The 13,337-nt window shown below is 62.4% G+C and carries 11 protein-coding genes; 4 read left to right on the top strand and 7 right to left on the bottom strand.

What is annotated here, in order from left to right; genetic code table 11:
• The first annotated feature begins 1 nt into the window (after position 1).
• Positions 2 to 871, top strand: a complete 870-nt coding sequence (fdhD, locus tag ACFWEM_RS25050; protein WP_378538028.1) for a formate dehydrogenase accessory sulfurtransferase FdhD — start codon at positions 2 to 4, stop codon at positions 869 to 871.
• Here fdhD and ACFWEM_RS25045 read toward each other — a convergent pair.
• The 3 genes from ACFWEM_RS25045 to aroQ are packed head-to-tail and all read right to left on the bottom strand — an operon-like array spanning position 822 to position 4,059.
• The gene (locus ACFWEM_RS25045; RefSeq protein WP_378538025.1) at positions 822 to 2,735 is read right to left on the bottom strand and encodes a TIM barrel protein; all 1,914 of its coding nucleotides are present in this window, start codon (positions 2,733 to 2,735) and stop codon (positions 822 to 824) included. The genes fdhD and ACFWEM_RS25045 overlap by 50 nt on opposite strands.
• The gene (locus ACFWEM_RS25040) at positions 2,732 to 3,610 is read right to left on the bottom strand and encodes a shikimate dehydrogenase (protein ID WP_378538022.1); all 879 of its coding nucleotides are present in this window, start codon (positions 3,608 to 3,610) and stop codon (positions 2,732 to 2,734) included. The genes ACFWEM_RS25045 and ACFWEM_RS25040 overlap by 4 nt, the downstream gene beginning before the upstream one ends.
• A complete protein-coding gene (gene aroQ / locus ACFWEM_RS25035; RefSeq protein WP_378538019.1) occupies positions 3,610 to 4,059 on the bottom strand; it encodes a type II 3-dehydroquinate dehydratase in 450 nt (149 codons plus the stop codon). Before aroQ ends, ACFWEM_RS25040 begins: the two co-directional genes overlap by 1 nt.
• Before the next feature lie 126 nt (positions 4,060 to 4,185).
• Between aroQ and ACFWEM_RS25030 the strand changes: the two genes are divergently transcribed.
• The 3 genes from ACFWEM_RS25030 (at position 4,186) to ACFWEM_RS25020 (ending at position 8,694) form a co-directional block, all read left to right on the top strand.
• Positions 4,186 to 4,860: a TetR/AcrR family transcriptional regulator gene (locus tag ACFWEM_RS25030; protein ID WP_378538017.1), complete on the top strand. Its 675-nt coding sequence runs from the start codon at positions 4,186 to 4,188 to the stop codon at positions 4,858 to 4,860.
• 71 nt (positions 4,861 to 4,931) lie between these two features.
• Positions 4,932 to 7,154, top strand: a complete 2,223-nt coding sequence (locus tag ACFWEM_RS25025) for a glycoside hydrolase family 3 C-terminal domain-containing protein (protein WP_378538013.1) — start codon at positions 4,932 to 4,934, stop codon at positions 7,152 to 7,154.
• Positions 7,155 to 7,356: 202 nt separating this feature from the next.
• Entirely contained in the window at positions 7,357 to 8,694 is a 1,338-nt protein-coding gene (locus ACFWEM_RS25020; RefSeq protein WP_230814005.1) for an MFS transporter, read from the top strand.
• A gap of 84 nt (positions 8,695 to 8,778) precedes the next feature.
• Here ACFWEM_RS25020 and clpX read toward each other — a convergent pair whose 3' ends face one another.
• From clpX to tig, 4 genes are all read right to left on the bottom strand, one after another.
• Positions 8,779 to 10,059: an ATP-dependent Clp protease ATP-binding subunit ClpX gene (gene clpX / locus ACFWEM_RS25015; RefSeq protein WP_003944582.1), complete on the bottom strand. Its 1,281-nt coding sequence runs from the start codon at positions 10,057 to 10,059 to the stop codon at positions 8,779 to 8,781.
• A gap of 357 nt (positions 10,060 to 10,416) precedes the next feature.
• Positions 10,417 to 11,079 (bottom strand): ATP-dependent Clp protease proteolytic subunit, encoded by a 663-nt coding sequence (locus ACFWEM_RS25010; protein WP_003944539.1) that lies wholly within the window; start codon positions 11,077 to 11,079, stop codon positions 10,417 to 10,419.
• A 48-nt stretch (positions 11,080 to 11,127) separates the two neighbouring features.
• Entirely contained in the window at positions 11,128 to 11,715 is a 588-nt protein-coding gene (locus ACFWEM_RS25005) for an ATP-dependent Clp protease proteolytic subunit (protein WP_007730960.1), read from the bottom strand.
• A gap of 216 nt (positions 11,716 to 11,931) precedes the next feature.
• On the bottom strand, positions 11,932 to 13,305 hold the full coding sequence (gene tig / locus ACFWEM_RS25000; protein ID WP_378538002.1) for a trigger factor: 1,374 nt from the start codon (positions 13,303 to 13,305) through the stop codon (positions 11,932 to 11,934).
• Positions 13,306 to 13,337 lie beyond the last annotated feature (32 nt).

The raw sequence follows: 13,337 nt of genomic DNA, 5'->3' as shown, positions 1-13,337 counted from the left end.
GATGGGACGAGTCACCACACGAACACCGGTCGTTCGAATCTCGGGCGATCGGGTCGTCACGCGCCCCGACACGCTGGCCGTCGAGGAACCACTCGAAATGAGGGTCGGCGGCCAGGTGCTGGCCGTGACGATGCGAACACCTGGCAACGACGTCGACCTCGTACACGGATTCCTCCTCAGCGAAGGCGTCATCGCCACCCGCGACGACGTGAGCGTCGTCCGCTACTGCGACGGCGTCGACGACACCGGTGCGAACACGTACAACGTCCTCGACATCGCTCTCGCTCCCGGAGTGCCGTTGCCCGATCACACCACCGACCGCAACACCGTGGTCAGTTCCGCGTGCGGAGTGTGCGGCAAGACCTCACTCGACGCCGTCCGGACCACGACGCGTCATCCGTTGGTCGGTGACACCACTTCCGTCACCTCCACCACCCTGTCGGCCATGCCGGTCACGCTGCGGGAGAGCCAACGGATCTTCGAACGCACCGGCGGCCTGCACGCGGCCGGATTGTTCACCGCCACCGGCGAACTCCTGGCACTGCGCGAGGACGTCGGCCGTCACAACGCGGTCGACAAGGTGATCGGGTGGGCAATCACCGGCGGCCGAGTGCCCCTCTACGACACGATCTTGATCGTCAGCGGTCGGGCGTCGTTCGAACTCGTCCAGAAGGCCGTCATGGCCGGCATTCCGATCCTCGGAGCCGTCTCCGCGCCGTCCTCACTAGCGGTGGAACTAGCGCAGGAGTCCGGGCTGACTCTCGCCGGTTTCATCCGCGGCGATTCGATGAACGTCTACTCGCACCCGCACCGAGTCGAGGTCACGTCGAACTCGCACGCAATTGAGCCGACAGTCGCACAGCGGAGTTGACCTCCCCGTAGCCCTCGTACCCACCCACTCGCTGCACGACCTCGAAGAACAGGTCTCCCCCGACGGTCGGGGTGAACAGGTGGAAGAACTCGCCGTGAGCGTCCGCGTCGTAAAGGATTCCGGCGCTACGCATACGGTCGAGCAGTTCGGCATTCAGTCCGAAACGCGCGTCGAGATCGTCGTAGTAGTTCGGGGAAATGGGTAGCGGCACAAAGCCCCAGTCCTGCATCGACGCTGCAGCACCGAAGATGTTCTCACACGCGAAGGCGACGTGACTGACGCCGCCGCGGCGGACGGTCGGCAGCCCGCTTCGACTGCCCTCCACCATGTTCAGCGAGATGCGCAGGGCCTGTCCGTCGCCGTCTTGAACGAGCGTGAGCGCCTGGCTCCGCATGAGGCCGACGGAATCGGTGACGTCCTGCCCCTCGTGCGGGTGCATCTCGAACACGGACCGCAGGAGCAGCATGATACCGTCCCAGCTCTCGGCCGGAACTGCAAGCGCCACATGGTCGATCCCGGTGAACACTGCGCCCTGTTCACGATTGCGCTCGGCGGGCAGCGGATAGATCTCGAATGCCGATTCCCACGCTGCAGCACTGCCAGGGCCACGAAGGTCGATCGACGTCGCGTCGGTGACCTTCAGACGTACGACGTCCGGTACCTCGGAGTTCTCGTCACTCGATCCCGGCAACTGCACTCGCGTCGCCGGTACTTCGAGAGCCAGCGCTCGCTCACCCCACACTTCGGGTTCGGTTGCCCGGATGCCGATCTGAGTCAGAACCGGTAGATCCGCAGGCAGCCCGGGCGCCGTCCACACCGTGCCCGCAGTCGCGTCCACGGCAACGGTGAGCGATCCGTGCCGCCACAACTGCAAATCGTGGTCGTGGTGCCGCCCGAGCAGGTGAAAACCTAGACGGGAGAGCATCGTGTGCACCTGGTCCTGCTTAGCTGGTCCCGCCGCGATTCGCAGAGACACGATTCCTTCGAGCGGCGTGCGCTCCGGTGCGGTGAACAGCGTGGGTCCACCGGCGGCCGGGTTCGCGGCAGCGACCTGTTCTTCGAGGTGGAGCAGCGACCGATGAGCGTCGATTGCCGTTCGCTGGGTGTCGGCGCGACGGAATACATCGTTGAAGATCTCGAGGGACCACGGTCCGTCGTAGCCCGTGGCGTAGACGTGCTGAGCGAAAGCACTCAGATCGAAACTGCCCTGCCCCGGGAAGTTTCGGTGGTGCCGGCTCCACTGCAGGATGTCCATCGCCAAAAACGGTGCGTCCGCCAACTGGAGGAAGAAGATCTTCTCGCCCGGAATCTCGCGAATTCCGGCGGGATCGTCACCGCGCGAGAGGATGTGGAAGCTGTCCAGACAGGTTCCGAGTGAAGGATGGTCGATCCCTTCGACGATCTTCCATGCGTGGCCGTAGGTGTTGACGTGGGCTCCCCACGCGAGCGCCTCGTACGCAACTTTCTTGCCGTGCTCGGACGCCAATTCGGCGAGAGCTCCGAACTGCTCCGTCAACTGACCGTCGTCGTGACTCGCGGTCGGTAGGGGCGAGGAGCACACCAGGAGCGTCTCGCATCCCAGCTGATCCATCAGCTCGAATTTGCGTTGCACTCGAACAAGATTCCGAGCAAATTGACGTTCGTCCACCGTGTCGAAGTCACGGAACGGCTGATACAGATCGAGGGTGAGCCCCAGATCCGCTGCCCTCGTTCGCAATTCCTTCGGGGACCACGGCGAAGCAACAAAATCCGGCTCGAACACCTCGAAGCCGTCGAAGCCGGCGGCCGCGATGGCGTCGAGCTTCTCCTCGAGAGTGCCGCTCAGCGATACCGTCGCGATCGACGTCCGAACGGGGGCACTCACAGCGCTGCCGCAGTCTGTTCGCCGTGCACCAGTTCGGTCATGTGAGCGAGCATCCGCTTGCTGTCAGGCTCGATGCCCGTGAAGATCCGGAATGCGTCGACGGCCTGGAAGACAGTCATCCCGCCTCCGCTGAGCGTCGGCGCGCCGATCAACCTGGCCTGACGCAACAGTTCCGTTTCGAGCGGGCGGTAGACGATTTCCGCCACCCACAGATCAGGGCGGAGCAGATCCGGGGAGAAGGCCATTCCGGGATGGGCCGCCATCCCCATCGGTGTCGCGTGGATCAATCCGTGTGCGTTGCCGAGCGCTTCGGCGAGGTCGCTCGTGTGCCGCGCCTGGACTACCTGCGCCGGGAACTGCCGCGAGAAGGCATCCGCGAGTTCTTCCGCGCGAGCCAGGCTCGAATCGACCAACGTCAGCGTCCCGACACCGCGGGTGAGCGCGGCATAGGCAACCGCCGCACCTGCTCCGCCCGCACCGAGCTGCACGACGCGATCGAGCTGCGCACCGGGTAGCCCCTCGTCGAAATTCCGTCCGAAGCCCGACCAATCGGTGTTGTGTCCGATCGCCTTGCCGGAGTCGAAGAGGACCGTGTTCACTGCGCCGAGTTTGTCTGCGTCCGGCGAGAGCTCGTCGAGGTGCTCGATCACCAACTGCTTGCACGGGTGAGTGATGTTGAGGCCGCGGAACCCGAAACGTCGTGCATAGGTGAGAAGTTCACCGATGTCCGACGGCGCCATCCCCATCGCGTCGAGATCGAGGATGCGGTACACGTACGGCAGGCCCTGTCTGTGCCCTTCTTCCTCGTGCATGATCGGAGTCAAGGAGGCTCCGATGCCGGTGCCGATCAGACCGCAGAGGATCGAATCACTCATCAGTTCTTCCCTTCCCGAATGCAGACGAATTCGACTGCGGCGCTGTAACCGTCGATCCCCAACCCGCAGATGACCGCGTCGGCGATCCCGGACACGTAGGAGTGGTGACGGAATTCTTCGCGGCCGTGGATGTTGCTGATGTGCACCTCCACCACGGGGGCGTCGAGTGTGACCAGTGCGTCTCGCAACGCAACGGAGGTATGCGAATACCCACCGGGATTGATGACGATGCCCGCGACTCTGCCTCTGGCCTCGTGGATCCAATCGATCAGTTGACCCTCGTGGTTCGACTGCTTTGCTTCGACCACCGCTCCGAACTTCTGGGCCGCAACTTCGCAGCGGGAAACGACGTCGTCCAGGGTGTCCGTCCCGTAGAACTCCGGTTGCCGCCGGCCCAACAAATTCAAGTTGGGTCCGTTGAGGACCAGAACCGGCAGAGATGGAGTCATCAGGGCACCTCGGTGTCGACGTTCGAAGCTAATGTACGAACTAGTGAGTTAGTTCACTGGACGTTACTCCCCCGACGCGAACTCGACAAGCAAAGTCGACAAACTCCTGACAGATAGAGTGAGCACATGGTTTCCGAGCAGTCAGTGAACTCCGTGGCGTCGAAGCCGGAGAAGCGACGCCGAAACAGTGATCTGACCAGGGTGAACATCATCGCCGTCGCCACCGAGGCGTTTGCCGACAAGGGCTTCGCCGGCGCCCGGGTGGACGAGATCGCAACCAAGACGCACACCACCAAGCGGATGATCTACTACTACTTCACCGACAAGGAAGGACTGTACAAATCAGTCCTCGAACACGCGTACAGCGTGATTCGTGCGCAGGAGCGTGAACTCGACCTCGAGGGATTGAACCCCACCGCAGCAGTGCGCGCCTTGGCCGAACTGACCTTCGACCACCACGAACAGCACCCGAACTTCATTCGGCTGGTGGCAAACGAGAACATGCTCCGCGGCGAGCACATCGAGAAATCCGAACTACTCAGCGGCCTCGGCGCACCCGCCGCCGACCTGGTCTCGCAGATCCTCCACGACGGGCAGCACGCAGGGGTATTCCGATCCGACGTCGATGCTCTCGATATTCACATGTTGATCAGCAGTTACTGCGTCTTCCGCATCGCCAACCGGTACACGTTCAAAGCGCTCTTCGACCGTGATCTGACCGACTCGACTCATCGCGAACATCTCCGAACGATGCTCGGCGACATGGTTGTTGCGTTCCTGACCTCACCGACGCCGTCCTGACCCACCCCGAAGTCCGAAAAATCCCCCTACGGTGGTGAGTGGAACTCACAGCTGCCACCGGGAGGAACGACGTGACCGAGAACTACGTAGACGGGCTTTCACTCGAGGAGAAGGCGTCGTTGACGTCCGGCTCGGATTTCTGGCACAGCCAGTCCGTTGCCGGAATCGAGTCGATATTGCTGACCGACGGTCCGCACGGAGTCCGGAAACAACCCGAGGGTGGCGACGCACTCGGACTCGGCCACAGCATTCCCGCGACGTGTTTTCCACCGGCAGTCGGGTTGGGCTCGTCGTGGAACCTCGACCTCATCCGCCAGGTCGGTGAGGCTCTGGGCGACGAGGCCAAAGCCGAACAGGTCTCGGTTCTCCTCGGTCCCGGTATCAACATCAAACGATCCCCGTTGTGCGGCCGGAATTTCGAGTACGTCTCCGAGGACCCATTCCTCTCCGGCCGCGTCGCGGCAGCGCTGATCACCGGCATCCAGTCTCGCGGCGTCGGAACCTCGCTCAAGCACTTCGCTGCCAACAACCAAGAGCACGACCGGATGAGAGTCAGCGCCGACGTCGACGAACGGACGCTGCGCGAGATCTATCTGGCCGGATTCGAGTACGCGGTCAAAACCGCGGCCCCGACGACGGTCATGTGCTCGTACAACAAGATCAACGGTGTGTACTCGAGCCAGAACCATTGGCTGCTCACCGAGGTGCTCCGCGAGCAGTGGGGCTTCGACGGCCTCGTCGTTTCGGACTGGGGAGCGGTCAACGATCGCGTGGCGGCACTCACCGCCGGCCTCGATCTGGAAATGCCGCCGACCGGAACCGATACTCAGATCGTCGACGCCGTGCGCGGCGGAGACCTGGACGAATCCGTACTCAACACTGCAGCCGAACGCCTGTCGACGCTGGTGAAACGCACCGCCGCCGCGCGCACCGAAGGCCACACGTACGACGTCGCACGTCACCACGAGTTGGCTCGGACCGCGGCGGCGGAGTCCGCTGTTCTCCTTGCTAACGACGGCGAATTACTGCCGCTGACGCCCGGCGGGCAAACCGTCGCGGTGATCGGCGAATTCGCGTGCAGCCCGCGATATCAAGGTGCAGGCAGTTCACAGGTGGTTCCGACCCGGCTCGACAATGCCTTGGACGCGATCCTCGACCTCGAAGGCGCCGACCGCGTCACCTTCGCACCGGGCTTCACCTTCGACGGCACTCCGGACAGCGACATGGTCACCGAAGCTGTCGACGCTGCGCGCCGCGCTGACGTCGCCGTGCTCTTCCTCGGACTACCGTCCGCCACCGAATCCGAAGGGTTCGACCGAACCGACATCGAGTTGCCCGCCGACCAGATTGCCCTGTTGGAAGCGGTGCACGGTGCGAACCCGAACACCGTCGTCGTGCTCTCCAACGGCGGCGTGATTTCGATCGAGCCTTGGAAGGATCATGCCGCCGCAATCCTCGAGGGTTGGCTACTCGGCCAGGCCGGCGGCTCTGCGATCGCCGATCTGCTGTTCGGCATCACCAATCCGTCCGGACGACTCACGGAGACCATTCCGCTTCGCCTCCAAGACAATCCGTCGTTTCTGCATTTCCCCGGATCACAGCAGCACGTGCGATACGGCGAAGGACTGTACGTCGGGTACCGCTACTACGACTCCGCTCTGCGTGAGGTGGCGTACCCGTTCGGATTCGGGCTGAGCTACACCACCTTCGACATCACCGATACTGCTGTCGACGCCGGCGAGAACTCTGCCGACGTGACCGTCACCGTGCGCAACAGCGGCGATCGAGCGGGCAGCACCGTCGTTCAGGTCTACGTTCACGACGCCTCGGAAGGTGTCGACCGTCCCGCGCAGGAATTGAAGGGGTTTGCCAAGATCCACCTCGACCCCGACGAATCTGCGTCTGTGACCATCACGCTCGATACCAGGGCGTTTGCCTACTGGTCCATATCGGCGCAGGACTGGGCGATCGAACCCGGCGACTACGAGATCCGCGTCGGCTTCTCGTCTCGGGACATCGCGACCACCGACACGATCACTCTGGCCGGAAATGTCGGCGTCGGCACGCTCGACGCCATGTCGACGATCGGTGAATGGCTCGCCCATCCCGTCGGCAGTGGCGTTCTCGGCGCCGCCATGTCTGCCGCGGCAGGCGAAGGTGCGCAGTCGGTCAGCCCCGAAATGATGGCGCTCGCCGGTTCGATGCCGCTCGGAAAGCTCGCCACCTTCGGCCTCGGGATCACCGAGGAACAGGTGGAGCAGTTGGTGGCGGCCGCAGCGCAGCCGGCCTCCTGACCCCCTGAACTGCAGTTTCGACGTGTGATGTGTCCGCCGGTAGATTTTTATGAACTATTTGGTTAATAATCTTGTGTAGTTGCTGTGGCGTCGGTTACATTCCTTGTATCGCTCTCCGCACAGACGTTCTCAATACGAACACCGTTACGAACACAATCAGCGGATGTAGAGCCTCCACGACGCTTCCACCCAGGAGATGAGCATGTCAGCTAGCACGGTTACACCGTCCGGCCCCGAGGCGGGATCCTTGGCCAGGCCGGACACGACCAAGGTCAAGCGCGCCGCAACGTCGTCGTTTCTCGGCAGCATGCTCGAGTACTACGACTTCTACATCTACGCCTCCGCCGCCGCGCTCATCTTCCCCACGGTGTTCTTCCCGGACAGCGGACATGCGGCACTGCTTTCGCTCGCCACATTCGGTGTCGCGTACGTCGCGCGCCCCCTCGGCGCAGTGGTCCTCGGTCATTTCGGTGACCGCGTCGGCCGCAAGAAGATCATGCTGCTCACGCTCATTCTGATGGGTGCAGCCACCTTCCTCATCGGATGTATTCCCAGCGCCGATTCGATCGGAGTTTTTGCACCGATACTTCTGGTCCTGATGAGAATCGCTCAAGGAATCTCCGCCGCGGGCGAACAGAGCGGTGCCAGCTCGCTGACCCTCGAGCATGCTCCCGAAGGTCGACGCGCGTTCTTCTGCAGTTGGACCCTCAACGGCACCCAGGCCGGCTTCATCCTCGCCAGCCTCGTATTCCTGCCCATCGCCGCACTCCCCGACGACATTCTCTACACGTGGGGCTGGCGAATCCCGTTCTGGGGCAGCCTGATCGTTCTGGTGGCGGCATACATAATGCGTCTCAAGCTCGAAGAGCCCGAAGAGTTCACCGAGCAGCAGGAATCCAAGACCGTCGCCAAATTGCCTGTCGCCGATCTTCTTCGCACCCACAGCGCAAATCTGATTCGCGTGATCTGCTGCGCTTTCATCGCCGTCGTCTCGACCATCTTCTCCGTCTTCGGACTCGCCTTCGCCACCACCGAAGAAGTGGGGATTCCGAAGTCGACCATGCTCTGGGTTGCCATCGCAGCCAATGCCGTGGCATTGCTCAGTCAGCCCGCCTGGGCGATGCTCTCCGACCGAATCGGTCGCAGGCCACTGTTCATCGGCGGCGCCCTCGGTAGCGCCGTGTTCATCTACGTGTACTTCGGCGCAATCGCCAGCGGCAACGTTCCCCTGATCTTCCTCGCCGCAATCGGTTTGATGTCCGTCTTCTACGCGGCCCCGAACGCCATCTGGCCGTCGTTCTACTCCGAGATGTTCAACACCAAGGTCCGCTACTCGGGCATCGCAATCGGAACCCAGGTCGGCTTCGCCCTCGCAGGCTTTGCCCCCGCCATCGGCAACGCCCTCATGGGCGGCGACAAGACACACTGGATGCCCGTCGCCATTCTGACCTCGGTGGCGTGCGTCATCTGCGCGATCTCGGCGTTCACCGCCAAGGAGACGTTCCGCACTCCTCTCAAGGAACTCGGCAACCCGATCTAGCCGAATACCCGACAGACATCCTGCACGAACGACTGTGGCCCGGCATCTCGCGAGAGATGCCGGGCCACAGTCGTTTCAGAGTTTCTACGCCGTCTTGTCGCGACGCTCGCCACGTTCCGGCTTACGCGGAACGATGGTCGGAAGTACGTTGTCGTTGACGGTCTCCGCGGTGACAACCACCTTTTCGACGTCGTCACGGCTGGGGATGTCGTACATGACCGGAAGAAGAACTTCTTCCATGATGGCGCGCAGGCCACGAGCACCGGTTCCACGCAAGATCGCCTGATCGGCGATCGCGTCGAGCGCCTCTTCGGTGAACTCGAGTTCGACGCCGTCCATGTCGAAGAGTCGACGGTACTGCTTGACGAGAGCATTCTTCGGCTCCGACAAGATCTGAACGAGGGATTCCTTGTCGAGGTTGGTCACCGACGCGATCATCGGCAGTCGGCCGATGAACTCGGGGATCAGACCGAACTTGATCAAATCCTCCGGCATGACCTCGGCAAAACGATCGACCGTATCCAGTTCTGCCTTCGACCGAACCTCGGCGCCGAAACCGATACCGCGCTTGCCGACACGATCGGAGACGATCCGCTCGAGGCCTGCGAAAGCTCCCGCGACGATGAACAGCACGTTCGTGGTGTCGATCTGGATGAATTCCTGGTGCGGGTGCTTACGGCCACCCTGCGGCGGGACACTCGCCTGCGTACCTTCGAGGATCTTCAGCAGCGCCTGCTGAACACCTTCACCGGACACGTCACGCGTGATCGACGGGTTCTCACTCTTGCGCGCGATCTTGTCGACCTCGTCGATGTAGATGATTCCGGTCTCGGCGCGCTTGACGTCGTAGTCCGCGGCCTGAATCAGCTTGAGCAGAATGTTCTCGACGTCCTCACCGACATAGCCGGCCTCGGTCAACGCCGTCGCGTCGGCGATGGCGAACGGGACGTTGAGCATCTTTGCGAGAGTCTGAGCGAGGTACGTCTTGCCGCAGCCGGTGGGGCCGAGCATCAAAATGTTGGATTTTGCGAGCTCAACCGTCTCACCCCGCGCATCACGGCCCTTGTCGCCGGCCTGGATGCGCTTGTAGTGGTTGTAGACGGCCACGGCCAGTGTCCGCTTGGCGGAGTCCTGACCGATGACGTAGTTCTCGAGGAATTCTCGGATCTCCGCAGGCTTGGGAAGCTCGTCGAGCTTGACCTCGCTCGACTCGGCCAATTCCTCTTCGATGATCTCGTTGCAGAGGTCGATGCACTCGTCGCAGATGTACACCCCGGGTCCTGCAATGAGCTTCTTGACCTGCTTCTGACTCTTACCGCAGAAAGAGCACTTGAGCAGATCCCCGCCGTCGCCGATGCGTGCCATCTCGTGAGGTCCCTACTTTCCTTCATGTACGTGCGCTCGCCGCCACTCGATCGGTCGAGATGCTCCGCAGTACGTCGGTAGTTGTCAGATCAGAGTTGTCAGATCAGACAAACTGATCAACAAACTGATCGAACAAATCTGGTCGAACAATCGCAGAACGCCGGTCGAGAACCAGCCCGTGAAGTGACGGTACCCGCAGATCCCGAACGGGGTCGACCTGTTCTCGGCGTTTCGCCTGCGGATAAAAAAGAAAAGTGCCGAGATTTCGGCCTGGCAAGCCTTCCACCTGGCACTTCTCGACGTGTCCGCCTCGTGTCGGGAATCGGGATACGGATCTCGACACGAGGCGGAAATCGACTACTTCTGTGCGCTGAGCTTCCGGTAAGCGAGCACGTCGTCGATGATGCCGTACTCCTTGGCCTGCTCGGCCGTGAGGATCTTGTCGCGATCGGTGTCGACGCGGATGGTCTCCGGATCCTTGCCCGTGTGCAGCGACAGCGTGCTCTCCATGAGTCGACGCATACGCTCGATCTCCGCAGCCTGGATCTCCAGATCGGAAACCTGACCCTGGATGCCGCCCGTGGCCGGCTGGTGGATCAGAATGCGCGAGTTGGGGAGCGCGAAGCGCTTGCCCGGCGTACCACCGGCGAGAAGCACGGCAGCTGCCGAAGCAGCCTGACCGAGGCAGACGGTGGAAATGTCGGCACGGACGTACTGCATCGTGTCGTAGATCGCCATCAGCGCGGTGAACGAACCACCGGGCGAGTTGATGTACATGGTGATGTCGCGGTCCGGATCCTGCGATTCGAGAACCAGCAACTGCGCCATGAGGTCATTGGCGGAGACGTCGTCGACCTGCGAGCCGAGGAAGATGATGCGCTCCTCGAACAGCTTGTTGTACGGGTCGGACGTCTTGACGCCGTAGCTGGTCTGCTCCGTGAACTGGGGCAGGATGTAGCGCGATTGGGGGCCTGACGGCGCCTGGCCGCCCAGCGAGTTAGCTCCGAAAAGATTGGTCATCAGTTCTCCAAAGTATGAATTGGGCAGCGAAAGGATGGACGAACCGGCTCAGTTGCCGGTGCCGCCGGCCTGATTCGCACGGGAGACGACGTGGTCGACGAAGCCGTACTCGAGAGCTTCCTTCGCCGTGAACCAACGGTCACGGTCGGAGTCCGCGGTGATCTGCTCGACCGTCTGACCGGTGTGCTGAGCGATCAGCTCGGCCATTTCGCGCTTGGTGTGCTTGAACTGCTCAGCCATGATCGCGATGTCGCTGGCGGAACCACCGATACCGGCGGACGGCTGGTGCATCATGATGCGGGCGTGAGGCAGTGCGTAACGCTTGCCCTTGGTGCCGGCCGAGAGGAGGAACTGACCCATCGACGCCGCAAGGCCCATGCCGAAGGTGGCGATGTCGCACTCGGCGAACTGCATGGTGTCGAAGATCGCCATACCGGCGGTCACGGATCCACCGGGCGAGTTGATGTAGAGCGAGATGTCTCGCGTCGGGTCCTCGGCCGAGAGCAGCAGGATCTGTGCGCACAGCTTGTTGGCGATGTCGTCGTCGACCTGGGTACCGAGGAAAATGATGCGCTCTCGCAGCAAGCGCTCGTACACCGAGTCGCTGAGGTTCAACCCAGCGGTCGCTGAAGTCATGGCGGGACTCTGCAAAGTCTCCAGGTGATTGGAAGTCACGGTACCTGCCTTCTATGTGGATCTACTTGTGCGGTGGATCGTCTATGCGAAACACTTCTACTGACACAGACAGTAACGAAGTAGGGCGGCACCGGAGTCCCGGTGCCGCCCTACTTCGCTCAAAGCGGAAAACTCAGTGCAGTCGATCGTGGTGAAAACACCCGTCCGCCTGCGTTTTTACTTGTCTTCGCTCTCGGCGGAATCAGAGGCATCCGCTTCGATTTCGTCTTCGCTTCTGCCGAAAAGCTCTGCGGTGTCGACAACGGCACCGGAGGTGTCCTTGACACCGGCCGACTCGACGACGGACGCGAGCGCCTTGCCGCGACGGACGTCTGCGAAGACGGCGCCGAGCTGGTTGGCCTGCTGGATCTGCTGGATGAACTGCTCCGGAGCCATGCCGTAACGCTGCGCCTGGAACAGGATGCGCTCGGTGAGCTCGTCCTGACCGACGGTGACGTTGCCCGCATCGGCGATCGAGTCGAGCAGGAGCTGCGTCTTGACGGAGCGCTCAGCGGCTTCCTGGGCATCCTTGTCGAACTCTTCGCGGCTGCTGCCCTGCTCTTCGAGGAGCTTGTTCAGTGCCTCTTCGTCGTGATCGAGACCGTGAACGGCGTCGTGCAGTGCAGCGTCGACCTCGGCCTTGACGACGGCCTCCGGCAACGGAACCTCGACGGTCTCGAGCAGCTGCTCGAGAACCTTGTCGCGGATCTGACCGGCCTGCTCGACCTTGCGGACGCGTGCGACGCGCTCACGGAGGTCTGCCTTCAGTTCTTCCAGGGTGTCGAACTCGCTGGCGAGCTGAGCGAACTCGTCGTCCTCAGCCGGAAGCTCGCGCTCCTTGACCGTCTGCACGGTCACGGTGACAACAGCTTCCTTGCCTGCGTACTCGCCGGCGACCAGCGTCGACGTGAAGTCCTTGGACTCGCCGGCCTTGAGGCCGATGATGGCTTCGTCGAGGCCCTCGATGAGCTGGCCCGATCCGACCTCGTGCGACAGTCCGCTCGCGGTTGCCTCGGCAACGTTCTCTCCGTCGACGGTGGCCGACAGATCGATGGAGACGAAGTCGCCATCCTCGACTGCGCGGTCGACGCCGGTGAGGGTGCCGAAACGCTGACGCAGCGAAAGCAACTGCTCTTCGATGGCTTCGTCGGTGATCTCGATCGGATCGACCTCGACGTTGATGGAGCTGAAGTCAGGGAGCTCGATCTCGGGGCGCACGTCGACCTCGGCGGTGAACTCGAGGAGCTCGCCGTCTTCGATCTTGGTGACCTCGATCTCGGGCTGGCCGATGGCCTTCACGCCGGCGCTGGTGACAGCCTCGGAGTAACGCGACGGCAGAGCGTCGTTGACGACCTGCTCGAGCACAGCGCCGCGACCGACACGTGCTTCGAGGAGGCGGGCCGGAGCCTTGCCGGGACGGAAGCCGGGGAGACGAATCTGCTGCGCGAGGGCCTTGTAGGCCTTGTCGAAATCAGACTTGAGTTCCGCGAAGGGCACCTCAACGTTGATACGGACTCGCGTCGGGCTGAGCTGCTCGACGGTGCTCTTCACGAAACTTCGCTCCTTCGTCTGGTCTTGCTCAC

The organism is Rhodococcus sp. NPDC060176, assembly GCF_042728675.1.
Classification (GTDB): domain Bacteria; phylum Actinomycetota; class Actinomycetes; order Mycobacteriales; family Mycobacteriaceae; genus Rhodococcus_F.
Note: the sequence above shows the minus strand (reverse complement) of the source record. Positions and strands in the feature narration are given on the sequence as shown.

Bases quoted from the DNA above. Each gene is read 5' to 3' on its own strand.
- clpX (WP_003944582.1), bottom strand. From the start codon at position 10,059: ATGGCACGCATCGGCGACGGCGGGGATCTGCTCAAGTGCTCTTTCTGC.
- ACFWEM_RS25010 (WP_003944539.1), bottom strand. From the start codon at position 11,079: ATGACCAATCTTTTCGGAGCTAACTCGCTGGGCGGCCAGGCGCCGTCA.
- ACFWEM_RS25040 (WP_378538022.1), bottom strand. From the start codon at position 3,610: ATGAGTGATTCGATCCTCTGCGGTCTGATCGGCACCGGCATCGGAGCC.
- fdhD (WP_378538028.1), top strand. From the start codon at position 2: ATGGGACGAGTCACCACACGAACACCGGTCGTTCGAATCTCGGGCGAT.
- ACFWEM_RS25005 (WP_007730960.1), bottom strand. From the start codon at position 11,715: ATGACTTCAGCGACCGCTGGGTTGAACCTCAGCGACTCGGTGTACGAG.
- ACFWEM_RS25020 (WP_230814005.1), top strand. From the start codon at position 7,357: ATGTCAGCTAGCACGGTTACACCGTCCGGCCCCGAGGCGGGATCCTTG.
- ACFWEM_RS25030 (WP_378538017.1), top strand. From the start codon at position 4,186: ATGGTTTCCGAGCAGTCAGTGAACTCCGTGGCGTCGAAGCCGGAGAAG.
- aroQ (WP_378538019.1), bottom strand. From the start codon at position 4,059: ATGACTCCATCTCTGCCGGTTCTGGTCCTCAACGGACCCAACTTGAAT.